We start from the raw sequence: 23,873 nt of genomic DNA, 5'->3' as shown, positions 1-23,873 counted from the left end.
GTGCAGCTGTGTGCGGGAAGGACTACTAGTTGAGTTTTTGACGCGGGTACGCGGCTTCCTGCGCAATCGAGTGATCTTCTATGAGACTACAGACGCAATCGCGGGTCTGAGCCCGGCTCTCCTGTGCTTCGTGCCACAACTGCTGCAGGTCTGTACGGAATAACTGGAGAGCCCGGATCTGCTCATCGACCCAATTGATTTTCTCCTTAGTGAGATTCAGAACGCGATCGCATGGCGACTCGCCTCGGTCGTGCAGGCTCAGGATCTCCCGAATCTCGGCGAGCCTGAGTCCCAGGCCCTTCGCCTTCGTGATGAACCGCAGACGCAGGACTGCCGCGCCGTCGTAACGTCGGTATCCATTTTCGCTGCGCGGTGGTGGAGGAAGCAGCCCGATACTCTCGTAGTACCGTATCGTCTTCGTTCCCACTGCGCACACTTCTGCCAGTTCACCGATCCGAAGCATATGCGCGTCCTTCTGCGTTCGATATGCGTGCAGGGTGCCACTCCTCCTTAAGTCGTAGATCGACGGAACCGCCAGCCACTATCCCGGCTACTGAGCAGCCTTTCTCTGCTCTCTCCGCTCGAACTCTCTCAGATAAAGCGCCCTCGGCTCGTTCACCTTCCGCTCTTCGGGGACGAACCCGCTCACGACGATCTCGTGCTCGGGCGGACGCTTCCGCAGCCGTCGCACCGCGCCTTCCGATTTCGGATCGTCGACGAGAATGTAGATCAAGTCCTGACCCGTCACTCGAAAGGCGACCTGACCGGCTTCCCTGTGAGAGACGATGGTTCCGGCGACCTCGACCTCCGCCCCCCTGGGCGTGAATCCGCTGTCGGTGGCAATTTGCCGGACCTGTTCAATGGTCACCTCGTTGCCTTCCTTCAGCCGGACGTCGGCGATTCCTTCGTTGAGTGAGACTCGTACCGAGTCGACTCCTTCGATCTTCTGCAGGGCCACGCGCACGGCGTGGGCGCAGACCGCTCAGTCCATGCCGAAGATGGTCTGCCGGATCGAGAGAATCTCGGCGCTGGCGCTCAGCGGCGTCAGGATGAGCACGAGTGCCGCAGCAACAATGACTCGTATGATTCGCTTCATGGGAACACTCTCCTCAGAACCAGTAGGTAAAGTTCACGACGAACCGGTAGTTCTCCTCCGGCTGGTCGCCATTCAAATCGCTGTAGACCGGGAAGACCGGTCCCCCGGAGATCCCCCAGGGTCCATAGAGACCGAGCACCGTAGGACCAATGAACACCTGCTCGCCCCCCCGGTTCGCCAATTCAATTCCATTCCGGATGTCCGGCTGACGCCACTCTCCGATCGCTTCCACGAACAGACGCCAGTCGGGATGTGGCAGTTCCTGGCGAAAGACCTGAGGCCTGTACCCCAAGACCAGACTGACCATCCCGAGATCGCCGATGTGATCGGCGGTAGCGCTGCGCGGGCTCATCGATCTCTGGTAGAGTCCGCCAGCCCATGCGTAGATGCTGCGGGATGCATATCCCGTGACCACGCCGCCGAGAACTCCTGGTGACGTTCGCACCCCGGCACGTACCGAGTCGGTCGGATACTCGAGGCCGAAGAAGGCGGTACTCTCGAACCGTGCGCCGACGTCCGTTCCCTCTCGGTGGAATCGCCAGTTGACCATGAACTCCACGTCGGGAGTTCCAGGCATCATCGCCATCGCCCGCTCCGGTTGCAAACCCTCCTCACGGTAAATCGCAACGGGAACCGAGAACGACAGCTGAAGGTCCTCGGTGATCCCGTACCCTACCATCGGTCGCGCCATCACGCTCTCCCGATCCACCTCCTCCGAGCGCACCATGATTGCGGTGTCGAGGCTCCATCCTCCTTTTCCCAGGGTTGGCGTTGCGAGTCCGTAAACGGGGCCGTGTCCTGATGCCATCAGATCGGGGCCGACGGCTATCAATGCGAGTGCGAGAGCGAGAAGAGAAATAACCTGTTTCATCATCCAAACCTCATCAGTAATGGTCCGAGAATGAAGGCCACGAAAAATCCAGCCGCCCACACAGCCGCGGAGATCCAGAGCGTGACGCGGCTGAAACGAGTGGCGACGTCACATGCCTCCGGAGCGGAGGGATCGCAGGAGAGCTGATGAGCCCGAAGACGCGGCCCCACTGAATAGACGTAGAAGAAATTTGCACCGATCATCAGCCCCGAGCCAAGGAACATCCACTCCTTATTGCGCGACAGGGTCACGAGCCACGGGGCTGCCGAGAGTGTCGAGGCAACCGTCGCACCGAGACCGATGAGAACCAGAAGCGAAGGGAGAGCACAACAGAGGAGCGTGCCGACCGATGTAAAAAGAGAAAAGAAACTGCCCACGCTGCTGGTGGTTCTCGAACGGGTGAGACTCGCGTTTCGAACCATATTCACGTTCGGCCTCCATCACTGGCCTGGATTGTCGAAGCGACGAAGCCGACGCCACCATCTCGGGTCTTGCCGATCGAGCCGGTGACCTGGAGGCGCTGTCCGAGCTGGAATGACCGGGCGCTGAGGCCGGTCGGCGCGCGGTCGATTGCCACCACGAGAGAACTGCTGAGCAGGTCCGTGGGACTGAGCTTTCGCGATTTCAGCGTCTGCACGATGTCACTCCTTCGGAGTTTTTACACGACCCTCGAATCCGAGCTCCTCGACGAGCGCGATCAGATCCGCTTTGCTGATCCTCGTCTCGTCGAAGCGAATGCGAGCTTCCTTCGATTCGAAGACCACGTCAGCCGCCAGTACTCCGTCAGTATTGTTCAGGACCGTCATCAGCGATTTCGCACAATTCCCGCAGTGCATGCCCTCGACGTGCAGCACCAGCTCAACCGGAATGGCTTTCGCCTCTTCATTCGGTCGCTTCTTCTGCGGCTCCTGCGTGACGGTCAACGCCGACAAACCGATGGCGCTGAAGAGAACCAGAACTCCCGCGGCGATACGTTTCCCATTCAACATGCTCAGCTCCTCTGCTCCTGATTTTTTGTACGACAGTGAGGGTAACGATCCCTGTACCGCGGTACATATTCCCATCGAGCTGGAGAGCCATCACCGCCCCGGGAAGGGCGCACGAGCACCGGGCATTCGAGCAGGGGCCGCTAAAAGTTCTACCCGACCATCGCGCGGCATGCCTCGGCGCATCGCCGAGACGCTTCGGCGCACTCCCGCAGCGCGTCGCCAAGATCCTGCAACTCATCGCAAAGATCGGCACACCTCTCACACACCTCAGCGCACTCCGGGCATGGGGCGCTTTCGGAACCGCGACTGAGCATTTTTGCGCAGGCGATGCAGAGGTCGAGACAGTCGAGGCAGGCGCGGATGCACTCCGACGCGCGCTTCGCATCCGCCCGCAGACATTCGTCGATGCACCGCGAAACCACCTGAACCATCTCTACACATCGGTCGATACATTCCTGTCGATTCGATTGCTTCGTGGCCGTAGCTGGACTCATGACTCCTCCTTCTGTCGGTTGGTGGCTACGTTTGCTGAGTGAAAAATGCAATTTAATGCTTCCATTCGAGTGGAAGGTCAAGCGGCGATGAACTTTGACCTTTCAGTCGACTCGAAGGTGTATAAGGTGCAGATCCTGATTCGAGCGAAAGATGTTGAAAGGAGGATCGGCGGATGAATAGCACCCGGAGCACCGAAGAAGTTTTCGAGGACCATCTGCGAGAGTCGCAAACGGGCAGCGTAGACGACGATCTGGGTCGAAACTATGCGAGTGATGCGGTCCTGCTGACGAGCTTCGGAACATTTCACGGGCACGACGGCGTGCGCAAGGCGGCCGCTCTGCTGAACCGTCAGCTTCCAGATGCTCGTTTCCGTTACAAAGTGAAGAGAACGGCGGGAGAGGTCGCGCTGCTGGTATGGGACGGAGAATCGGATGCGTCATTCGTTCACGAGGGCGTCGATTCCTTCGTCATCCGTGGCGGAAAGATCCAACAGCAGACAATACACTACCAGGTGAAATCAGGAAGAGCGGGGACGTGATTGACTCCCCGTACACTCCCTCCGCCGCTTGCTTGACCTTCCAGTCGGATGGAAGTGCTACGGTTGGTCGAACATTTTGAATGGAGGAGCGATGAGACGTGCTGCACTGATGGTATTGCTGATCTTGATCCTGGTTACGGTCGATGCAGAGCTGCTGGAGATGCGTCAGACGATCTTCGGCATGGACTGAGCCGTCTGCGCTCACGCCGTGCGCGTGGCACTAGAGAAGATTGATGGCGTCGAATCGGTGGAAGTTTCCCTGAACGAGGGAATTGCCACAATTCAATTCAAGCCGGAGAATGAGGTCACTGTCGACGAGATCCGCCAGGTGGCGATCGACAGCGGCTTCACTCCGAAGCATGCGACCGTCCGCATCGCGGGCACGGCGATTCATCGCGAACTGCCGGCGCTTGAGGTGACCGGCTCCGGCATCGTTTATCTACTCGAAGACCACCCTTCTTCGAAAGGCATCGCAAAGGAGATTCATGATGGCTTTTCCGGCAAACAAATCGTCGTGACGGGGATCATCCGTGAAGACCGAGGCGACGAGCTCCCGCGGATGCTTCATGTGAGGGAGTTCGCTCTGCGCTCGGAGGCGAAAGGGACGCGGGACTGATGAACGCTGACAACGGAAAAGGCTCGATGCCGAGGCTCGTCCGGTGAGCAAAACCACGTTCGACAATTTACCAATCACCTGCGACGGGTGCTCGGAGATGATCCGGAACGAAATGGAGGAGGTTGAGGGGATCGAGATGCTCGAGGTCGACACGGTCGGCCGCAGCGTGACGATCGAGCATGATAAATCGGTCGTCTCGCAGGAGGAGCTCGCGCGGCGACTGAGCGACGCGGGTTTTCCACCGAGGAGCGAACCCTCTCCGGGACCGGTCGCCCGTTCGCGGCCCTACCTCTTCATCATCGGAGCGCTGATACTCCTTGCCCTCGTCGGCTATGCCGGCTATGAGCTCTACCCCCGCTTTGATCTTCCCGCCGTCGATTTTTCGGGTCTGATCGTTCTTTCGATCGGTGCGGGGGTCGCATCGTTTTTTTCTCCGTGCGTGTTCCCGCTGCTGGTGACGCTCCTGGCTCGTGAATCCGGCCGCGGTCCGGGGACGGCCCGCCGCGCTGTCCTTTTTGCCACGTCGCTTTCGATCGGAGCGGCACTCTTCCTGATCCTCGCCGGAGCGGCGATTGCTTTCGGCGCGGGAACGCTGTTCGCCGGCGTTACATTCACCAGCACTGCCGGCCGGACGATCAGGACGACTGTCGGTATCTTTCTGATCGTGCTCGGTCTCGTCCAGATGGGGATCTTGCCGAACCCTCTCCACCGGCTCGGCGTGATGGGTCGTCCGTTCATGCGGGCCCAGGCGCGTAGACGCCGGGATCATCCGGTGCTGTCGTTCGGGCTTTTCGGATTCGGCTATCTTCTTGCGGGGTTTGGCTGAACGGGGCCTATTCTGACCGGTCTGGCCGGACATGCCCTCACAATCGGCAGTGCCGCCTCGGCGCTGGGAGCCTTCGCCGTCGCCGCACTGGCGATCGTCATTCTGATGTTTTCACTTTCCTTCTCCATTGCAAGCGCACAGGAACAGGTTCTCGAGCGGATGCAGGCCCGGGCGAAGGACGTCAAGCGGATCGGAGGCTGGATTCTCGTCACAGTGGGCACGTGGCTCCTCATTCTCGCGATCTTCGCGCAGGAGTTCTCTCGCGTCTTCACCGTTTGATGCAGGAAAAAAGGAGAAATCGATGAATCGTATGAACATGGCATCTCGCCTTCTGATCATCAGTGCGGCCGCGCTGGTCGCCGCGGCATGCGAGAAGCCAGCGGCCGATGCCGGTCCGGACCCGCAGGCACAACGGTGCAGGCTCGTACTGCCCAGGATCTCGGCTTTACTCTCGAGGAAGTTCACGATCTTCTGGAAATGCGATCCGCACGCGGAATCGATCGCGATCAGATCCGTCTGATGGCGCAACAGAAGATCGACAGCGTCAAGGATAAGATCCGGCAGCTCCAGTCGATCCGAAGAGCGCTGGATGCTCTGGTCGTTTCCTGCGCCTGCGCCACCGACGATGTTGAATGTCCGATCCTCGAAGCTCTCGAAGATGAGGAGAACTCTACGTGACTCCACTGTGGAGCGACAGCGGGAAGAGAGAAACCTGATTCGTGGAAGTCACCATGGCCGGCATCCTTCTAGTGTTCGTTATCGCCGTCGCGGTGAATCTCGCGTGGGAGATGCTGCAGTTTCCGCTTTATGGATGCAGCGAGACGGGTCGCGCCGGCTGCGCCGGTGTCTCATTGCATCTCTGGGAGACGGTCTCATGATCGTTTTGATTCTGATCGCCGGCTGGATCGCCTTCGGAACGGTCGCGTGGTTCGTCGTCATGGACTGGATGAGACTGGCGCTTATCCTCGTCACCGGGCTCGTGCTCGCGTTCCTGGTCGAGCTTATCGCCGTGCACCGTCTCCGTCGATGGGAGTACGGCGATCGAATGCCCCGGATCCCCGGGCTTCGTGTCGGATGGATTCCGATTCTGCAGATGCTCGTCCTACCATCCCTGATCTTCTGGACTGCCGGAAGGATTCTGATCCATGTCGCCGGTTGAGCTGATCGCGCGTTTTTCCGATGCGATCGCGGGAGCCCCGGGACTCGCGATTCTGATAGGGCTCGTCGCTGGATTACTCTCGACCGCGACGTGACCATTCACCATTCCCGCAGGTGCGGGAATCGCGGGGTACGTGGGTGCAGACAGCTCCGGAGCCCACAGCCGCAATCGCAGCCTTGTCCTGTCGGCCTCGTTCTTCGCCGCGGTGATCAGTGTTCTCGTGATCCTCGGGACGGTCGCCGCGTATGCCGGACAGGTCCTCAGGCAGTACGACGTCCTATTCACCTTCACCATCGCGGCGATCTCTTTCCTTGCTGGACTGATCGCCGTCATTCCGCGGCGGTCCCGTACGATCCGTCCGCCGCAATGGGGAGTCGCGGGTGCATTCGCATACGGGGCCGTCTACAGCATTGCGGCCGTGACAACCTCGGCCGGCCCGCTGATGCTCCTGTTGACTCTCTCCGCGGCGGTCGGGAAGCCAGCCTGGGGAGCATTTCTCTCGCTCGCGTATGCGATCGGACGAGGCCTTCCCTTCCTCCTCGTCGGCTGGTTCGCCGGTGCGGCATCACGAGCCATCTTCCGCATCCGCCGTTCTCAGCGACCGATCGAGCTCGCCAGCGCCATCATTCTCTTCGCCGTCGCCATCTGGTTCGCATGGTCGGGGCTGGTCATGATGCGCGCGTCCGGCTGAGGAAAGAATGCCGTTCGTCACGGTTGTATCCCCCCTGGGGGGTCCGGTACCAAACGTGCACCCCCGCCAGCTATGAACGCGAGATTCGAGGTCGTGGTGATCGGTACCGGGGCGACAGGACAGACCGCTGCGGTGCGCTGTGCCGCAGCTGGACGGAAGGTACTGATCACGGACGAGCTTCCCTACGGCGGGACCTGTGCACTGCGCGGGTGTGATCCGAAGAAGATCCTCGTCGCGGCAGCCGAAGCGATCGACTGGACCCGGCGGATGCGAGGATCGGGAGTGCGCAGCGAATCCGTGGAGATCGATTGGGCGGAGCTTCAGCGCTTCAAGCGGAGCTTCACTGATCCGGTACCTGAGAAGAGTGAGCGACGGCTGCAGAAGGCTGGCGTGGAGACACGGCATGCACGGGCGCGTTTCAAAGGACCGGGCACACTCGATCTCGAGGGCATCGAGGTACGCGCCGACCAGATCGTGATCGCGACAGGGGCCGAGCCGTTCCCGTTTCCGTTCGAGGGAGCCAGCCATCTGATGACCAGCACCGACTTTCTCGATGTCGAGTCGCTACCGCGAGACGTCACCTTCGTCGGTGGTGGATTCATCAGCTTCGAATTTGCGCACGTCGCCGCCCGCGCTGGATCACGGGTGAGAATCCTGGAGATGGCGCAAAGGCCGCTCGGACCCTTCGAACCAGAGCTGGTCGAGACGCTGGTCGAGGCGACCCGAAGCCTCGGAATCGAAATCCTGACGGAAACAAAGGTGGTCGGGGTGAGCTCGCGCGGGGACGGATTCGATGTAGCGATCGAAGGTCCGGAAGGTTCTGCGACGGTACCGACCGAGCTCGTGGTTCATGGCGGAGGTCGTGTTGCGCGAATCGATCCTCTCGATCTCGAAGCAGGAGGAGTCGAGGCCACTCCTCGAGGCATCACGGTCGATCGCACCCTGCGAAGCGTCTCGAACAGTGCAGTATGGGCTGGTGGGGACGCCGCCGACGCCGGCATTCCACTCACACCCGTTGCCGTCGCTCACGGGCACATCATCGGGTCGAACATCGTGAAGGAGGGAGCGCGGGAAGCCACGCATGAGGTGATTCCCAGTGTCGTCTTCACGATACCCCCCCTCGCCCGCGTCGGCCTGAGCGAGAAGGACGCACGTGACAGCGGTGTCGAGATCGAGGTTCAGATGCAGCAGACCTCCGGCTGGTTCAGCTCGCGCCGCATCGGTGAAGACGCGGCGATGCACAAGGTGCTCGTCGAGCGCGCTACCGGACGCATCGTGGGGGCGCACCTCCTCGGTCACGGCTCCGAAGAGCTGATCAACCTGTTTGCGCTGGCGATGCAGAGCGGGATTCCAGCGGGGGAGCTGAAGCAGGTCATGTGGGCGTATCCCACGAAGGGCTCGGATCTGCCCTACATGGTGTAACCCCACTCGAATGAAATCAGACAGCCAGGATCGCCGTTGTACAGCATGATCCCCCGTGGGGGGATGTGGAGGAGAGACTTCACATGACCGAACATTCAGCGGCACCGGCATCGGCCTCCTCGCGAAGTGTGGGTCTGGCAATCATTACGGCAGTCGGAGCGTCGCTCTGCTGTATAGGGCCTATTCTCGCTGCAACGTTCGGCGTGTCGAGTCTCGCCGCTCTTTCGAAATATGGGTTTCTTCGGCCATGGCTGGCGGTGCTGACTGTGGTGCTGCTGGGAATCTCGTTCTACCTCGCCTATCGCAAACCGAAGGAGTGCAGAACCGGATCGGTCTGCGAGACACACGGCACGGATCGTATCCAGCGCTGGAATCGGGTCGTGTTGTGGACCGCAACGATCATCATTGCGCTGGTGCTGACGTTTCCCGAATGGTCGGTTCTGATTCTGTGAAGCCGAATACTAACGAACGTGAAATGAAAGGAATGACATGAAGCGAATCGCAGTAGTGACAGTTCTGCTCGCAGTCACGGCCGTGCTGGCCGGGCTCTTCGGACCCGAGGCGGCAGGGGTGCATGAGGAGCAGACCGTTCTGAAGATCGAAGGGATGACGTGCGGCGGATGTGCCGTCTCGGTCAAGGCGGTCGTGAAGAAGATCGATGGCGTTCACGATGCGAAGGTCGACTGGAAGAAAGGTCGCGCGATCGTCACGTTCGATCCGGAGCGGGTGACTGCTGAACAGATCGCCAGGACGATTCAGGAAAAGCTCACCTACGAGACTGAAGTCCTCGACGAGGGAAACGACAGTGACTGAGTCCGGAAGCGATCGGACTGCTCCTGGCTCCTGCCCTCGATGTGGTCAGCCAGGGACGGCGGTATCCGACACGATCGTCAGGATCATGGCAACCCCCGAAGCCCTGGCAGAAGGCATGCCCGGAGATCCGCTCTTCTGCCGGACGACAGATTGTTCCGTCGTCTACTTCGACGGCAGCGGCGAGGAGATCGTATCCACCGGTTCAGTTCGCGTGCCCGTCTTCTCGAAAGCTCCCGACAGTGGCAGTACTCCCGTATGCTATTGCTTCGGTCACTCCGTCGGCGCGATCCGGCAGCGTGCCGGAGGAGAGCAGATCGTTTCGGATGAAATCCGCGAGTTGGTTCGGGTCGGGCGATGTGCCTGCGAGCTTCGAAACCCAAAAGGGAGCTGCTGTCTGGGCGACGTGATGAATCTGGAACGAGCCGCGTTCGAAACGGCTCAGGGAGGAAGCAATGCCGAAGAAGCGGAGACCTGTTGCCGAGTCTGATCACTATCTGACGGCGGAATCGCAGAAGGCGCTGGCGGACCGGCTGGCGCGCGCGGAGGGGCACCTGCGGAGCGTGAGGCAGATGGTGATCGATCATCGCTGCGCGGACGAGATTCTTCTGCAGATTTCGGCCGTGAAAGCAGCGATCAATCGCGTCGCCGCGATTCTCGTGGAGGAAGAGATGCGCTCATGCGTCACCTCCTGCATGCCGGGGAGTGAAGAAGAGCGGCTCGACAGGATCACGAGAGCTCTCGGCGCAATACTGAACTCGAAGTGACCTGACCTCTTAGAGACACCCGTCCGAACACGACAACTTACGATCCAAACACGACATGACGCGGGACCGCATCGCCACGGGGACGGCCGCGAACCAGCCGAATCACACCCGCATGGCGCGCAGCCGCAGGGAATTCAGAATCACCGAGACGGAGCTGAAGCTCATGGCAGCGGCGGCGATGATCGGGGTCAGAAGAATCCCGAAGAACGGATACAGAACGCCCGCCGCCACTGGTACTCCGAGTGCATTGTAGGCAAACGCCCAGAAGAGATTCTGGCGGATGTTGCGCATGGTGGCGCGGCTGATCCTTCGTGCCCGGACGATACCGCGCAGGTCGCCTTTCACGAGCGTCACCCCGGCGCTTTCCATCGCGACATCCGTTCCGGTGCCCATCGCGATTCCGACCTGCGCCTGCGCGAGCGCCGGGGCGTCGTTGATCCCGTCCCCGGCCATCGCCACGATCCGCCCTTCCCCCTGCAGCTTCTCGATCGCCGCTGCCTTCTGTTCCGGCAGCACCTCGGCCATGACTTCGTCGATCCCGAGCTTTTTCGCCACGGCCTCTGCCGTCGTTCTGCTGTCGCCGGTCAGCATCACGATCCGCATCCCCTCTTCATGGAGTTGTTGGATCGCCTCGGGTGTCGAATCTTTGATCGGGTCCGCGACGGCGATCACGCCGGCCGCGCGACCGTCGATGACGACGAACATCGCCGTCTGTCCCTCGCCACGCAGCGCTTCCGCGCGGCCCTCGAGGTCGGCAGGATCAATCCCGAGCTCCGTCAGGAGCGCGCGGTTCCCGAGTGCGACATCACGTCCTTCGACGCTCCCTCGTACTCCCTTGCCCGTCACGGACGAGAAGTCCTCGACGCCCGACAGTTTGATACCACGCTCCTGCACTCCCTCGACGATCGCTTCGGCCAGAGGATGCTCGCTCGCGCGTTCGAGTGACGCGGCGAGACGCAGGAGCTCATCCTCCTCCACGGCACCGGAGGCGACGACGCTGACGAGCTTCGGCTCTCCGAGGGTGAGGGTTCCGGTCTTGTCGACGACCAATGTATCGACGGTGCGGAGCGTTTCGATCGCCTCGGCGTCTTTGAAGAGAACTCCCCCGGTTGCCGCTTTCCCGGCGGCGACCATGATCGACATCGGCGTCGCGAGTCCGAGTGCGCAGGGGCAGGCGATGATCAGGACGGCGACCGCGTTGACGATCGCGAACGCGAGCGAAGGAGCTGGTCCGAACATCCACCAGATCACGAACGAGAGGATCGCGATCACGATCACGGCCGGGACGAACCATGCAGAGACGACGTCGGCTAGTCGCTGAATCGGCGCCCGGCTGCGTTGCGCCTTCGCCACCATCTGGACGATCTGCGAGAGCAGCGTGTCGGCACCCACTCTGTCCGCGCGCATGATCAGCGAGCCGGTCCGATTCACCGTTGCTCCGATCAATGGGTCGTCAGCTTCCTTTTCCACGGGCAACGGTTCACCCGACACCATCGACTCGTCAACACTGCTCGTCCCCTCGGTGACGGTGCCGTCGACGGGGATCTTCTCGCCCGGCCGCACGCGCAACATATCTCCAGGCTGAACCTGATCCAGCGGAATGTCGTGCTCGCTTCCGTCCGGCTCGATTCTTCGCGCCGTCTTCGGTGCCAGCCCGAGGAGGGCCTTGATCGCCGCGCCGGTCTGACTGCGCGCTCGCAGCTCCATGACCTGCCCGAGGAGAACGAGCGTTACGATCACCGCGGCCACTTCGAAGTAGACGCCGACGCGCCCGTGCCCGTCACGGAACGACGCGGGAAAGAGGTCCGGAAACAGAGTGGCCACGACACTGTAGATGTACGCGACGCCGACACCGAGGGCAATCAGCGTGAACATGTTGAGACTGCGGTTGACGAGCGAGTACCAGCCGCGCTGGAAAAATGGCCACCCTCCCCAGATGACGACCGGTGTCGCGAGCGCGAGCTCGAGCCACTGGCCCAGTCGCGACTCCGTCATCGCGCCGAAAAACTCGAGCCCCACGTGGGGCCCCATCACGAAGAGAACGAGTGGAACGCTCAGAATCGCACTGACGATGAACTTCCTCCGCATGTCGCGAAGCTCGTGGCTCTCTTCGTCCTCGAGCGAGACGACGCGCGGCTCGAGCGCCATCCCGCAGATCGGACAGCTGCCGGGTGCGTCGCGGATGATCTCCGGGTGCATCGGACAGGTCCATTCGGTTCTCTCCGGCGTGAGCTGCGGGCGCTCCGGCTCGAGGGCCATCCCGCACTTCGGACAGGGGCCCGGCTTCTCCGAACGCACCTCCGGGTCCATCGGGCAGATGTAGGAGCTCGCGCTGCTCGCCGATGACGCATCTGCATCCTCTTCCTCTCCTGCAGCTGCCAGATACTTCTCGGGATCGGCGTCGAACCTCTCCTTACAGTTTACTGAGCAGAAGTAGTACGTCTGGTCGCGGTACCTGGAATCTCCCGCAGCACGGGACGGATCGACTGTCATTCCGCAGACGGGGTCGACGTGACGTGGTTCTGGATCGGAGTCGGGTGATGGTGTCGTTGTACTCATCTCATTCTTCCTTCCTGTCAGATCCACCGCTGCCAGGACCCGTACTGTTCACGAACGAGACCACGCCGGATCGAGAGCGAGATGAGAAGCACACCAGCAACGGCCCCGTTCCACCGATCGGCCGCACCCGAAGGGTCCAGTACAAATGGCGCGATGACGATCCAGGCGCCAAACGCGACATTGAAGAACCTCGCCGCGCGTCCGGCCTCAGCCAGTGCGAGGACGGAGAAGGTCGTCACCATCGCTCCGGTGATGTAGTTGCTGTTCGCCATTGCGCCGCTACTGCCCAGAACCGCCGGAGCGGCGAGTAGCCAGACACCGAGGAGCGCCGCTGCCATGATGTTCCACGGGAGCGTGACTCCCCACGTCATCGCTCGCCACTGATCGCGCAAGGATGCAGTAAACGGGACCGTGCGCTCGTCGCGCTCGCCTTCGATGCTCCCGCCCATCCAGAAGATCGACCAGAGCGGCTTCTTTTCGCGGCGCGCCTGCATCATGAACTGTCCCATTGCGATCACTTCGTCGAGCGCCAGAGGGATCATGATGAGCATCGCCACGGCGGTGACCAGACAGAGAGTGCACCAGGCGCCAACCATCACCGGCTGCATCATGACGAGCACGATACTGGTGACGCCGAGTGGCACGACGAGCAGAAAGAACATCAGCACCATCCAGGGCATGGTTCTCCATCGGTCCCGCCCGCCCATGAACCCGGACAGCGCTTCGAGCATGTACGTCGCAGCGCCGAGACCGGCGTCGGAGACCGGCCACGCCTTCGACACGTCCGAATCGAGCACCCGTACCGTGCCGTTGCCGAAGAACGGGTCCCAGGCCCAGCCGGTGTGACCGAGTTGGTAGGCCGTCAGGTATCGCGCAAGGAAGAACCCGAAAAAGGCCAGCGCGATCATCGGAAATCGCTGCTGCCAGCTCGAGGGGTTGTAGGTCCACCCCGGCGGGATCTCCGCGCCCGGCATCTTCATCATGCCCGGCATGCCCGGAATGAGTACCGAAAGAGCGATCACCAGCGCACCGACGAGTGTGTCGTTCGCGTAGCTCGCGGCGCTGCGAGCCCAGAAGACGAGTGGCGCCATAAGAAGAGCGATGCCGACGAAACAGCTCCCCCATGGCGCCCATAGTCTCCGGCCATTCACGGAGAGAACTCCAAACACCACGAGGAGCAGGCCCGCGAGCATTTGGCTTCCTGCGTAGATGTCGAGCGGCTGCCCGAAAGCGACCGGACTGCTGAGGAGCCACAGTCCCAGGATAGCGATCGCGAAATGGCACCAGAGATACTTCTCATGATGTTTCCGCATCATGTCGTGGTGGCCTTCGGAGTTTTCCATCAGGTCATGGTGTGTCTTCATGTTCATCTCTGCTCCCGAATCATCGCGATCTTCGCGAAGAGAACCCGGCGGCGGGAGGTTGTTCTCCCGATACCACTTTCCGGGATCATCGCGCAATGAAATGATCATCTCGGGAATGGTCTCTCGCAGCGAATGTCGCGGTGTCCAGCCGAGGGTTTTCTGTGCGAGCGATATGTCGAGCGGATAGTGATCATCCGCGCGATCGATCATCCACGGCTTGATGAACGTTTCTTTGACCACGGGCAACTGCTGCTGCAGCCATGCCCCGGCTTTGGCGACCGTTTTCGGCAGACGCATCACTCGCCATGGCTTGCCGTGAAGATGAAGGCCGAACAGCCGCTGTAGTTTCTCGTAGCTGACCGGATCTGGCTCTCCGATGAGCAGCGCCAGCTCGGGCGGCAACGTCTTCCGGCGCTCCACGGCGAGAAGGATCGCCTCGATCACGTCCTCGAGATGAACAAACGACTGCCCGTGTGATGGATTGCCCGGAAAGAAATGACTGAGCGGATCGCGCTCCTCGATCCGCTGCATCTGGTGTGCGAGCGGGATCGAGTGCGTCATGCCGTCATAGACGCCGGCGATGCGCATCAAGAGCACTGGAATGTTTTCACGCTTCCGGCGGATCAGCGCCTCCGTCCTTACCTTCGACTTCGGATAGGGCCAGGAGGGCGCCAAAGAGCTCGTCTCGGAAATCCGCTCGCCAGCGCTGGATGGCGCGTGCACGAGCATCGTGCTCGAGAAGAGAAACTGCTCGACCTCGAACTGCTGAAGGTGACGGAGGAGACGCTCGGTACCGCCGACCGTGATCTCGTCATACTTCGGACTCGGCTCTCCCGAAAAATCGTAGTAAGCGGCCAGGTGAATCACCGATGCGATGCGCTCGCCGTAGGTTCGCCGCACCTCGTCGAACGCGGCCGCGGTCTGCTCCTCCGATGTGATGTCCATCGTTATGCAATGCGCCGAAGGAGGAGGGTGCGGCGGTCCTGCCCGATCGAAACCGACGACCGCGAACTCCTGTGACAGGCGGGCAGCGAGCGGATAGCCGATCAGGCCGCTGCTCCCTGTGACGATGATGACGTCGGTTGCTGTGACTGCCGATTCCATGGGGCTACGACCGTGCGCAGGCGGCGTCACTCGCGGTCTGCCGAACCGTTTCGGTCGACGGGACGTCAGCAAACCACGCGCCGTCCTCGGCTCGGCGAAGTTCCGTCTCGTGACGGCCATGCATGCCATGTCGGATCATCGTCCGCATCATCAGCAGACATCCAATGACAGGAATTGCCAGTAGCAGCAGATAGAACCAGTCCGTCGTTCTCTCCTTTTCGATGCCGGGGGACTCACGAGCTGCACAGTCGAGCTGCCGTGCGGCAGGAGCTCCACACCAAGACCTTCGCGCTCGATGAGTCTTCTGAGTAGAGACGACAGGGGCTCGTCGCTTTCGATGACGAGAACTGTTCTACTGTTGCGCATGGAGGCTCCTCCCTGTCCTGCGTTTCACCCGGTCCTGCCGGGTCAGGCTGGCAAAAATAATCCGGCGGCGGTCGTGCCCGCCGCCGAGATCAAGCTGCTCTACGACTTGGCACTCCTGCGGAGGTACTTCTGCGGGTCCTTCTCGAACTGCGCCTTCTCCTCAGCGGAGCAGAAGTAATACGTCTTTCCCTCGTACGTCGCACTCGGCGCCGTCTCCGGGTCGACCTTCATGCCACAGACAGGATCGACCGCGGCTGCCGCCGCGTCTTCGCCGGAGTGCATCATGCCGTGGCCCATCATCCCTTCACCGCCATGCATGCCGCTCATGCCCTCGCCGTGCATCCCGCTCATGCCCTCGCCGTGCATCATGTCCATCATGTCCATCATCTTCATGCACATCGACATCCGCTCCTGCATCATGCCGAGGGGCGCGTCGGCCTGTTCGATCGCCTCACGCATCTGCGCCGGATCATTGGACTCACGAGCGTCCGCGAGAGACTTCCGAACCTCACCCATCGAAGCTGCGGTCTTCTCGCAGTGCTCACGACACTCGCTCATCATCTCGTGCATTCCGGACATCATTCCGTCATTTTTCTGGTCACTCTTCTTTTCCCCGTGCGCCATCACAGTGACTGGAACTGAGACCGCCAGCAGGGCGGTTAAGATCAGATTCATAGTTCGCTTTTTCATTTTGTTACTCCTTTCACTTTCATCTGCTTCATAGGGGGTGTTGACCCCCGGTTCAATGGCCCGCCGAGCCGAACTTCGCGCCGGGTTGCGGCTCGGCGGGAGCCTCGCCCTCCCGTTTCGCCGAATCCGACAGCTTGGCTCAGGCCATTACTCTCAGTTGCTCTGGACTACGATGGTCCCCTTCATCATCTTCATTCCGCACGTGAAGGTGAGCTCTCCGCTCTTCTTTGGTGTGAATTCCACGATCGTCGTTTCTCCGGCTGGCAGGTCCCGTGCGATCTCGAGCTCCGGAAAGAGCACCTTTCCGCCACAGGTCGGCTTTTCATCGCGGACGAGCTCCATCCGCACCGGAACTCCTTCAGTGACGGTCACCTCGGCCGGCGAGTAGCTCATGCCCGAGACATTCACGGTCACCGTCTGTGTCTCCGCCGCCACGACCGCTCCGGCGAACGCCATCACGACTGCTGCAGTCAAAACAAGAATTTTCGTCTTCATCATTGGGTCTCCTTTTCGATTGTGTTCAGTCAACCACTCTTCCCGTTCACGCGGGGGCTTCAGATTCCTCTGATACCAGGGCTTCCTTTTCAGTTTCCTCGGCTGGAAGTCTCCGACTTTTCCATATGGCGAAGATCGCGGGATAGACAGTCAGCTCCAGAAGGAATGAGGTCACCAGACCCCCGACCATCGGAGCCGCGATCCGCTTCATCACGTCCGCTCCCGACCCGGTGCTCCAGAGAATCGGAATCAGTCCGATCATCATCGCCATCACGGTCATCAGCTTCGGCCGGACACGCTTCGCCGCTCCCTCGACGATCGCCTCGCGCAGATCCGCAAAGCTCCGGAGCCTTCCGCTGTCACGCCAGCGGCCGTGCGCCAGAGTGAGATACAGAAGCATCACGACACCGGTCTCGGCATCGAGTCCCGCGAGGGCGATGATGCCGACCCAGACCGCCACGCTCATGTTGTAATCGAGCAGGTAGATCAGCCATATCGCACCGATCAGCGAAAATGGGACCGCGAGAAGTACGATGCCTGTCTCGATCATAGACTTCGTGTTCATGTACAGCAGGAGAACGACGATCAGAAGTGTGATCGGGACGACGACCTTGAGCTGCGCCTTCGCCCTTTCGAAGTACTTGTACTGGCCGACCCAGGCGAGCCGGACCCCCGCCGGGAGGTCGACATTCTCCTCGACCGCGGCGCGGGCTTCTTCAACGTAGTCGGCAATTGGCCTGTCAGTGTCGACGAAGACGAAGCCGACGAGCTTTCCGTCCTCGCTGCGAATCATCGGCGGCCCGGTCATCATCCGGATGTCGGCCACCTGGTCCAGAGGGACCTGGGCACCCGATGGCGTCGCGATCAGAACCTGTTTCAGTAGCTCCGGATCGTCACGATACTCGCGTCCGTACCGCACGTTGATCGGATAACGCTCGCGGCCCTCGACCGTTTCGTCGATGTTCATCCCACCGATGCCCGACATCACGACCTGGTTGACATCGGCCACAGTCAGCCCGTGCCGCGCCGCTTCTTCACGATCGACCACGATGTCGACGAAGAAACCGCCGGTCGATCGCTCCGCAAATGCACTGCGCGTCCCGGGAACTTCGGACACCGCCTTTTCGATCGCGACCGCGGTTCGCTCGATCTCCGCGATGTCATCGGCGAACACCTGAATGCCGAGAGGACTGCGTACGCCGGTCGAAAGCATCTCGGTACGCGTCTGAATCGGCATCCACCAGATGTTCGGCATCCCCGGATACTGGAGCTCCTGATCCATCTCGCGGATCAGCTTGTCCCACGTCATTCCCTCCCGCCACTGCTCGCGCGGCTTGAGAACGACTGTCGTCTCGACCATGCCGATCGGTGCCGGATCGGTGGCAGAACGCGCCCGCCCGATCTTGCCGAAGACGCTGACGACCTCGGGAAACTGCATCAGCTCCCGATCCATCTGCTGAAGAACGTTCGACGCCTCCGTCAGCGACATTCCCGGAGGTGCCGTCGGCATGTAGAGGATCGCACCTTCGTTGAGTGGCGGCATGAACTCATTGCCGACGCGGAAGAAGGCCGGCACGGTGAAGATCATCAGGATGACAGCGAAGACGATCACCCCCCACCGGTGCTTCACTACGAACCTCACGACCGGTGCGTAGAGCCTGATCAGCCAACGGTTCAACGGGTTGTGCTCCTCACCTTTGATCCGGCCCCGGATCACCAGAACCGCCAGAGCGGGTACCAGCGTGATCGCCAGGATCGCGGAAAAGCCCATCGAATACGTCTTCGTGTAGGCGAGGGGCTTGAAGAGCCGCCCCTCCGTCCCGGTGAGGGTGAAAACCGGCATGAACGAGACGGTGATCACGACCAGCGCGAAGAAGATCGAAGGACCGACCTCCTGCATCGCCCGGATGATCACGTCCCGGCGCTCCCCCTGCTTCCCGCCGGAACCCCACATGGCCAGCTTCTGGTGCACGTTCTCGATGATGATGATCGCGGCATCGACCATCGCGCCGATCGCGACGGCGATACCTCCCAGCGACATGATGTTCGCCGTCAATCCCTGGTAGTACATCGGTATGAACGCCAGGATGACTCCGATCGGGATCGTGATGATCGCTACCAGCGCACTGCGTGCGTGGAGCAGGAAGAGGAAGATGACCAGGGAGACGACGATCATCTCCTCGATCAGCGTGTGCGAGAGCGTCTCGATCGAGTCCTTGATCAGTCCGGACCGATCGTAGGTCACGACAACCTCGACCCCGTCGGGAAGGCTTCGTTCGACTTCCTCTATCCGCTCTTTTACGGCGTCGATCACACGCAGGGCATTCTCCCCATAACGCATGACCACGATGCCTCCGACCACCTCACCCTCACCGTTCAGTTCCGCAATTCCGCGGCGGACATCGGGGCCTATGGTTACCGAAGCCACATCTTTGACGTACACCGGGACGCCGTGATCCGACCTGAGCGGAATATTCTCGAGATCGGCGGTCTCCTTCACGTACCCTCGGCCACGGATCATGAACTCGTGACCTGCCATCTCGAGGGTTCTTCCACCGACGTCCTCATTCGAGCGACGGATTGCCTCTACGACACGACCGATCGGGATTCCGTACGACAGCAGCTTGTTCGGGTCGACGTTCACCTGGTACTGCTTCACGAAGCCGCCGATGGAGGCCACTTCCGCGACGCCGGGGACGCTCTCGAGTGCATAACGGACGTTCCAGTCCTGCATCGAGCGAAGCTGCTGCAGATCGTGTTCGCCGCTGCGGTCGACCAGAGCGTACTCGAAGACCCAGCCCACGCCGGTCGCGTCGGGACCGAGCGTCGGATTCACGTCCTCGGGAAGCTTCGACTGCACCGTGTTGAGATACTCGAGGACGCGGCTCCGCGCCCAATACATATCGGTTCCGTCCTCGAAGATGACGTAGACGAACGAAAGCCCGAAAAACGACTGCCCTCGTACGAATTTGACCTCCGGCGCCGCGAGAAGCGACGACGAGATCGGATAGGTGATCTGATCCTCGACCAGATCAGGACTCCTCCCCGCCCATTCGGTGAAAACAATCACCTGGACGTCGGAGAGGTCTGGAATCGCATCCAGAGGAGCTCGTTTCAGTGCAACAAGTCCCCATACCGCAAATCCGACGACGAGGAGAATGGTCAGAAGAGGATTACGGGCAGAGCCCGCGATCACACGCTGGATCAGACCGTCCTGGTGATCACTCGGCTTCATCGTCACTCCCCCAGAACTGCTCGGCCGATCGGATCCGGCTCTCGGACGAGATCAGGAAGTTCGCGGAAGAGACGATACGGTCTCCTTCGTTCAGCCCGCTCAGCACCTGATACCAGTTGCCCCTCTTATCGCCGACCTGGATGCTCTTCGGCTTGAACCGTCCCTCACCGAGATCGACGAACACGATCTGTCGTCTGCCCGTGTCGAGTACTGCTGATGCCGGGATGGCGAGAGTCGATTCGCCTCCGCCGATCTGAACCTCGACATCGGCGTACATCTCCGGCCGGAGCTCGAGATTCCGGTTCGGAAGCTCGATCCGGATGCGACCGGTGCGTGTGGCCGGATCGAGCCAGGGGTAGATGTAGGAGATTTCGCCCTGGTACGTTTTGCCGGGAACATACGGCAGCTTCACCGTCACAGGCTGACCCGTGCGGACCTTGCCCAGATCTGATTCATACACGTCTGCCTCGACCCAGATGTTGTCGAGCGACGCAATCCGGAGGATTCGCTGGCCCGCCTGAACGGCAGCTCCTTCGTTCACTTCTTTCGACACCACATAGCCGCTATAGGGTGAGTAGATCGGAACCCTTTCGAGCGGTTGGCCTTTGCTGGCGAGCTGGTCGATCTGGCGGTCGGAGAAATCCCACAGCTTCAGCCGCTGCCGGGATGCTCGCACGAGGTAGTCCGCCCGATCCGGAGCTCCTGTTTCTCGAGCCGTCCGCTGACTCTGCAGCGCGAGAAGATACTCCTGCTGCGCCGCATAGAGCTCGGGGCTGTACAGCGCGAGAAGCGCCTGTCCCCGCCGAACCGCCTGTCCGGTCTCGTTGACGTACATCTTTTCGATCCAGCCGCTCAGCTTCAGTGTCACATCGCGGACGTTGCTTTCGTCGTACGTCGTGCGCCCGACGGCACGGACGGTATCAGTGAGCGGCCTTCGACTGACCTCCACGATACGCACCCCGATCTTTTGTGTGCGGACGGGATCGACCCTGATGATGCCGCTCTCGAGCTCCTCGTGTGTGACCGGAGTCAGATCCATGCTGCAGATGGGGCAAGTACCTGGTTGATCCTGCTTGACACTCGGATGCATCGAGCACGTGTAGTAAGCCGCGTCCCCTCCGTGCGCATGCCGATCCGCCACAGCACCGGTGAGCGCGTCGCCCCACTCGGACTCCGAGCCACACGATTCCATCGCGGTTCCCATGTAGGGGTTCGACGTCGACTCGGCTGTCTGCATCCACTTGTTGAATCCACTGATCATGGGGCAGGCGAACACGTGCCACCCCTCCTGAAGCCTTCTGTCGGACGCACCGAGAGACATCAGAAATCGACTCAGCTCAGCGAACTGCGCTCGCGCCTCATCGATCGTCGAGGCCGCGGCCAGACGGTTCGCGGCAATCGCTCCGTCCGCGAGGCACTGGCTCACCTCGGAAGCTGATCCCGGGGTGGTCTGACCGGCCCGCTCGAGAGCTCGTGCAATCGAGTCGGCATGGAGGGCGACTCCGCCAATGCGGTCGGCCGCCAGGAGTGCCCGCGCCTTCTCATACGACGCAAACGCTCGTCGCAACTCCTCGAGTGTTTCCGCAGGGAAGGTGAACGTGGGACCGTTCGACGCTCCCCCGGCTCCATCAAGCGCGACGAGGCCGGCGGTGCCTACCGTTAGGTTATAACGGGCCTGACCCGCCCCCGCTTCAGAGCGGATATCGACCGTCAGCGTCCAGGAGCCACCCATCGGCAGATCGAACGCCGCTTCGTACCGGCCGTCGCCCTTCTCCCGGACATCGGCCTCGCCACGCATTTCAGCCATCGCGCCCATCGCCGGCATCAGATACGTGACCTCGACCTCGGCATCCTCCACCGGCTTCTGTTCCGGATCGAGGATCGTCAGAAGCATTGTGTTTCCCTTCTGGCGAGGTGGATCAGGCCGCAATGCGGCGTCGACGGAGAAATCTCCCGCACGGACTTCGGTCGCTTCCGATGCCTCATCTCCCATCGGCTCGAGGCTGAACCACGAGACGAGTGGTTTTGCGAACAACACGAGAGCGATGGCCAGAGCCAGGACCGAAACGATCGCGATCGTGACTCTTCTCGCGTGCGGCGAGAGCTCCTGATATTTTTCATTCAGTTTCATGGGTGATCTCCCTCGTCAGCTCCGTAGGTTGGAGGCCGACGGCTCTCTCGAGGCGCGAGGTGGCTGTCATCAACGCTGCGATCGCCTCTTCGTATCGGAGCTCGACGCTCCGCAGGTTTTTTTCCGCTTCGACGACGGCGACGAAGCTGTTTCGGTCCGCAATGAATCCGGCATGGGCCGCTGCGACCTGATCGCGAGCAGCAGGCAGCAGCCGATCTGAGTAGAGCTCTATGACGTGGCGGGCCTCAGCGATTTCCAGCCAGGCCCGTTCCACTTCACTCATGATCTCGTCCTTGATGCTCGCGATCTCATTCTCGACGCTCTCGGCCTCCGCCTCGGCTTCGCGCACGGCAGCGCGCCGCTTCTCGCGCCACACCGGGAGGTTGATGCCCACTCCCACCATGTACTGGTGTTCGGTGCTCATCCACATCGAGTTGTAGGAGCCCATCAGATCGAAGTCGGGATAGAAGTCGAGCCGCGCCAGCTCGATACCGGCCCGTTCCGCCTCCAGGCGCGCAGACGCGGCTTCGAGCACCGGCTGCCGCTCCAGCGCCAACGCCTGCAGCATCTCTCTGTCCGGAATTTCAATCTCGGAAGCGAGGAGCTGTCGAGGCGGAGAAGGAAGATCGGCGGCGGGTGCGCGATGAAGAAGCTCATTGAGCCGCGCAATGATCTCTCTACGATCGGTGGCGAGGATGATCTCCTGGTGCACGAGATGAGTCAGCTCGACTTCGGCCTGAAGCGGGTCCTGCTGCGATGCCCGGCCGACGACATACTGTGCTTCCGCACTCTCTTTCAGCTCCCCCAGGAGCGCGATGTGCTCCCTGGTGATCTCCAGCGACCGCTCGACCAGGTAGTACTCGTCGTAGAGCGTCGAGGTGATCAGCGCGAGCTGGAGACGGAGGGATTCCAGATCATTCTGTGCGACGGCTGACTTGGCGCGTGCGATGTCGGTACGAAGTTTTCGTTTTCCTGGAAAAGGAAGACGCTGTCGTCCCTCGATCCTCGCACCGAACCGATCACTGCCCCCGATACTGAGAGGAGCGATGGAGCTCATCAGCATTGGGTCATCGAGGGCCCCGGCCTGAATGATCCTTTGCTCGGCGGCACGGAGCGCCTGCCGCGCGGCTTCGATATCCGGATTCCGTTGCAGCACGGAAAGCACGAGCTCATTTCGCTCGAGAATGTCCCGCGTCGCCAGCATGTCCGGATCGAAGACCGCCTGCTGGGCCTCCGCCGTTGTGAAGATGGCAATCAGGGCCACGAGGGCCGCTGCCATAACTGATCTTTTCATGATTCCCCTGCTGTCTTTTAGGGCAGTCGCATCGACTGTTCCCTTCTCTCCGTGGAAGAAATACACCGATCCCGTTTAATGGGGCCGGGACCGCAGGGGCGATCAGATCAGGAGAATCGAGAGTACCGCGAGACGCTCGCGACAGGAGGGGGGAGAGGCAGATTCACCAGGTAGTACGGCGGCTTGAACGACCCGCGGTCCTGACTCTGCCGGGCTTGCTTCTGATCGGGAGATGAGCATCTTGCTCGCCGGTGTCTTTGCAGACAACGTCGTGACGCTACTGGAAGCGACTGGCTCGGGAGCCTGTCCAATCGTGCAGCAGTCCATCGGCGAGCCCACCATCGGTGCCTCGCAG

General features: G+C 61.1%; 26 protein-coding genes. 13 read left to right on the top strand and 13 right to left on the bottom strand.

Features of this window, described 5'->3' with window-relative positions:
• Nucleotides 1–25: 25 nt before the first annotated feature.
• The 6 genes from KY459_07340 to KY459_07315 all read right to left on the bottom strand — a co-directional run bounded on the left by KY459_07340 (nt 26) and on the right by KY459_07315 (nt 2,953).
• A complete protein-coding gene (locus KY459_07340; protein ID MBW3564522.1) occupies nt 26–463 on the bottom strand; it encodes a heavy metal-responsive transcriptional regulator in 438 nt (145 codons plus the stop codon).
• An 87-nt stretch (nt 464–550) separates the two neighbouring features.
• On the bottom strand, nt 551–964 hold the full coding sequence (locus tag KY459_07335) for a heavy-metal-associated domain-containing protein (protein MBW3564521.1): 414 nt from the start codon (nt 962–964) through the stop codon (nt 551–553).
• A gap of 145 nt (nt 965–1,109) precedes the next feature.
• A complete protein-coding gene (locus tag KY459_07330) occupies nt 1,110–1,967 on the bottom strand; it encodes a hypothetical protein (protein ID MBW3564520.1) in 858 nt (285 codons plus the stop codon).
• Nucleotides 1,967–2,389 (bottom strand): hypothetical protein, encoded by a 423-nt coding sequence (locus KY459_07325; protein MBW3564519.1) that lies wholly within the window; start codon nt 2,387–2,389, stop codon nt 1,967–1,969. Before KY459_07325 ends, KY459_07330 begins: the two co-directional genes overlap by 1 nt.
• A 2-nt stretch (nt 2,390–2,391) precedes the next feature.
• A complete protein-coding gene (locus tag KY459_07320; protein ID MBW3564518.1) occupies nt 2,392–2,604 on the bottom strand; it encodes a hypothetical protein in 213 nt (70 codons plus the stop codon).
• 4 nt (nt 2,605–2,608) lie between these two features.
• A complete protein-coding gene (locus tag KY459_07315) occupies nt 2,609–2,953 on the bottom strand; it encodes a heavy-metal-associated domain-containing protein (GenBank protein ID MBW3564517.1) in 345 nt (114 codons plus the stop codon).
• 670 nt (nt 2,954–3,623) lie between these two features.
• On the opposite strand from KY459_07315, the gene KY459_07310 reads away from it, so the two are divergent.
• From KY459_07310 to KY459_07250, 13 genes are all read left to right on the top strand, one after another.
• Nucleotides 3,624–3,989: a nuclear transport factor 2 family protein gene (locus tag KY459_07310; GenBank protein MBW3564516.1), complete on the top strand. Its 366-nt coding sequence runs from the start codon at nt 3,624–3,626 to the stop codon at nt 3,987–3,989.
• A 208-nt stretch (nt 3,990–4,197) separates the two neighbouring features.
• Entirely contained in the window at nt 4,198–4,605 is a 408-nt protein-coding gene (locus KY459_07305; protein ID MBW3564515.1) for a hypothetical protein, read from the top strand.
• Nucleotides 4,606–4,648: 43 nt separating this feature from the next.
• Nucleotides 4,649–5,431, top strand: coding sequence for a cation transporter (locus KY459_07300; GenBank protein MBW3564514.1), 783 nt, complete (start codon nt 4,649–4,651; stop codon nt 5,429–5,431).
• A 105-nt stretch (nt 5,432–5,536) separates the two neighbouring features.
• Entirely contained in the window at nt 5,537–5,710 is a 174-nt protein-coding gene (locus KY459_07295) for a hypothetical protein (GenBank protein ID MBW3564513.1), read from the top strand.
• Nucleotides 5,711–5,845: 135 nt separating this feature from the next.
• Nucleotides 5,846–6,109 carry a MerR family DNA-binding protein gene (locus KY459_07290; protein ID MBW3564512.1) on the top strand — a complete coding sequence of 88 codons (264 nt, stop codon included), beginning with the start codon at nt 5,846–5,848 and terminating at the stop codon, nt 6,107–6,109.
• Nucleotides 6,110–6,150: 41 nt separating this feature from the next.
• Nucleotides 6,151–6,309: a hypothetical protein gene (locus KY459_07285; GenBank protein MBW3564511.1), complete on the top strand. Its 159-nt coding sequence runs from the start codon at nt 6,151–6,153 to the stop codon at nt 6,307–6,309.
• Nucleotides 6,306–6,590, top strand: a complete 285-nt coding sequence (locus KY459_07280; protein ID MBW3564510.1) for a hypothetical protein — start codon at nt 6,306–6,308, stop codon at nt 6,588–6,590. The genes KY459_07285 and KY459_07280 overlap by 4 nt, the downstream gene beginning before the upstream one ends.
• Nucleotides 6,591–6,723: 133 nt before the next feature.
• Nucleotides 6,724–7,281, top strand: coding sequence for a hypothetical protein (locus KY459_07275; protein MBW3564509.1), 558 nt, complete (start codon nt 6,724–6,726; stop codon nt 7,279–7,281).
• Nucleotides 7,282–7,353: 72 nt separating this feature from the next.
• Nucleotides 7,354–8,703 carry an NAD(P)/FAD-dependent oxidoreductase gene (locus KY459_07270; protein MBW3564508.1) on the top strand — a complete coding sequence of 450 codons (1,350 nt, stop codon included), beginning with the start codon at nt 7,354–7,356 and terminating at the stop codon, nt 8,701–8,703.
• A gap of 83 nt (nt 8,704–8,786) precedes the next feature.
• Complete coding sequence (locus KY459_07265; protein MBW3564507.1) at nt 8,787–9,155, top strand: hypothetical protein; 369 nt, start codon at nt 8,787–8,789, stop codon at nt 9,153–9,155.
• Between the two features lie 37 nt (nt 9,156–9,192).
• The gene (locus KY459_07260; GenBank protein MBW3564506.1) at nt 9,193–9,516 is read left to right on the top strand and encodes a cation transporter; all 324 of its coding nucleotides are present in this window, start codon (nt 9,193–9,195) and stop codon (nt 9,514–9,516) included.
• The gene (locus tag KY459_07255) at nt 9,509–10,003 is read left to right on the top strand and encodes a hypothetical protein (protein ID MBW3564505.1); all 495 of its coding nucleotides are present in this window, start codon (nt 9,509–9,511) and stop codon (nt 10,001–10,003) included. Before KY459_07260 ends, KY459_07255 begins: the two co-directional genes overlap by 8 nt.
• Nucleotides 9,969–10,280: a metal-sensing transcriptional repressor gene (locus tag KY459_07250; GenBank protein ID MBW3564504.1), complete on the top strand. Its 312-nt coding sequence runs from the start codon at nt 9,969–9,971 to the stop codon at nt 10,278–10,280. Before KY459_07255 ends, KY459_07250 begins: the two co-directional genes overlap by 35 nt.
• 102 nt (nt 10,281–10,382) lie before the next feature.
• Here the strand turns inward: KY459_07250 and KY459_07245 are convergent, their stop codons facing one another.
• From KY459_07245 to KY459_07215, 7 genes are all read right to left on the bottom strand, one after another.
• Nucleotides 10,383–12,839: a heavy metal translocating P-type ATPase gene (locus tag KY459_07245; GenBank protein MBW3564503.1), complete on the bottom strand. Its 2,457-nt coding sequence runs from the start codon at nt 12,837–12,839 to the stop codon at nt 10,383–10,385.
• A gap of 17 nt (nt 12,840–12,856) precedes the next feature.
• Complete coding sequence (locus KY459_07240) at nt 12,857–15,307, bottom strand: NAD-dependent epimerase/dehydratase family protein (GenBank protein ID MBW3564502.1); 2,451 nt, start codon at nt 15,305–15,307, stop codon at nt 12,857–12,859.
• A 465-nt stretch (nt 15,308–15,772) separates the two neighbouring features.
• Nucleotides 15,773–15,973, bottom strand: coding sequence for a YHS domain-containing protein (locus tag KY459_07235; GenBank protein MBW3564501.1), 201 nt, complete (start codon nt 15,971–15,973; stop codon nt 15,773–15,775).
• A 543-nt stretch (nt 15,974–16,516) separates the two neighbouring features.
• Nucleotides 16,517–16,858 carry a cupredoxin domain-containing protein gene (locus tag KY459_07230; protein ID MBW3564500.1) on the bottom strand — a complete coding sequence of 114 codons (342 nt, stop codon included), beginning with the start codon at nt 16,856–16,858 and terminating at the stop codon, nt 16,517–16,519.
• A 46-nt stretch (nt 16,859–16,904) separates the two neighbouring features.
• Nucleotides 16,905–20,093 (bottom strand): CusA/CzcA family heavy metal efflux RND transporter, encoded by a 3,189-nt coding sequence (locus tag KY459_07225; GenBank protein ID MBW3564499.1) that lies wholly within the window; start codon nt 20,091–20,093, stop codon nt 16,905–16,907.
• Nucleotides 20,080–22,224 (bottom strand): efflux RND transporter periplasmic adaptor subunit, encoded by a 2,145-nt coding sequence (locus tag KY459_07220; GenBank protein ID MBW3564498.1) that lies wholly within the window; start codon nt 22,222–22,224, stop codon nt 20,080–20,082. Before KY459_07220 ends, KY459_07225 begins: the two co-directional genes overlap by 14 nt.
• Entirely contained in the window at nt 22,211–23,518 is a 1,308-nt protein-coding gene (locus KY459_07215; protein MBW3564497.1) for a TolC family protein, read from the bottom strand. The genes KY459_07220 and KY459_07215 overlap by 14 nt, the downstream gene beginning before the upstream one ends.
• Between the last annotated feature and the right edge of the window lie 355 nt (nt 23,519–23,873).

The organism is Acidobacteriota bacterium, from assembly GCA_019347945.1.
Taxonomy (GTDB): domain Bacteria; phylum Acidobacteriota; class Thermoanaerobaculia; order Gp7-AA8; family JAHWKK01; genus JAHWKK01.
The sequence above is the reverse complement of the archived record's forward strand: the minus strand, read 5'-3'. Positions and strand labels throughout refer to the sequence as shown.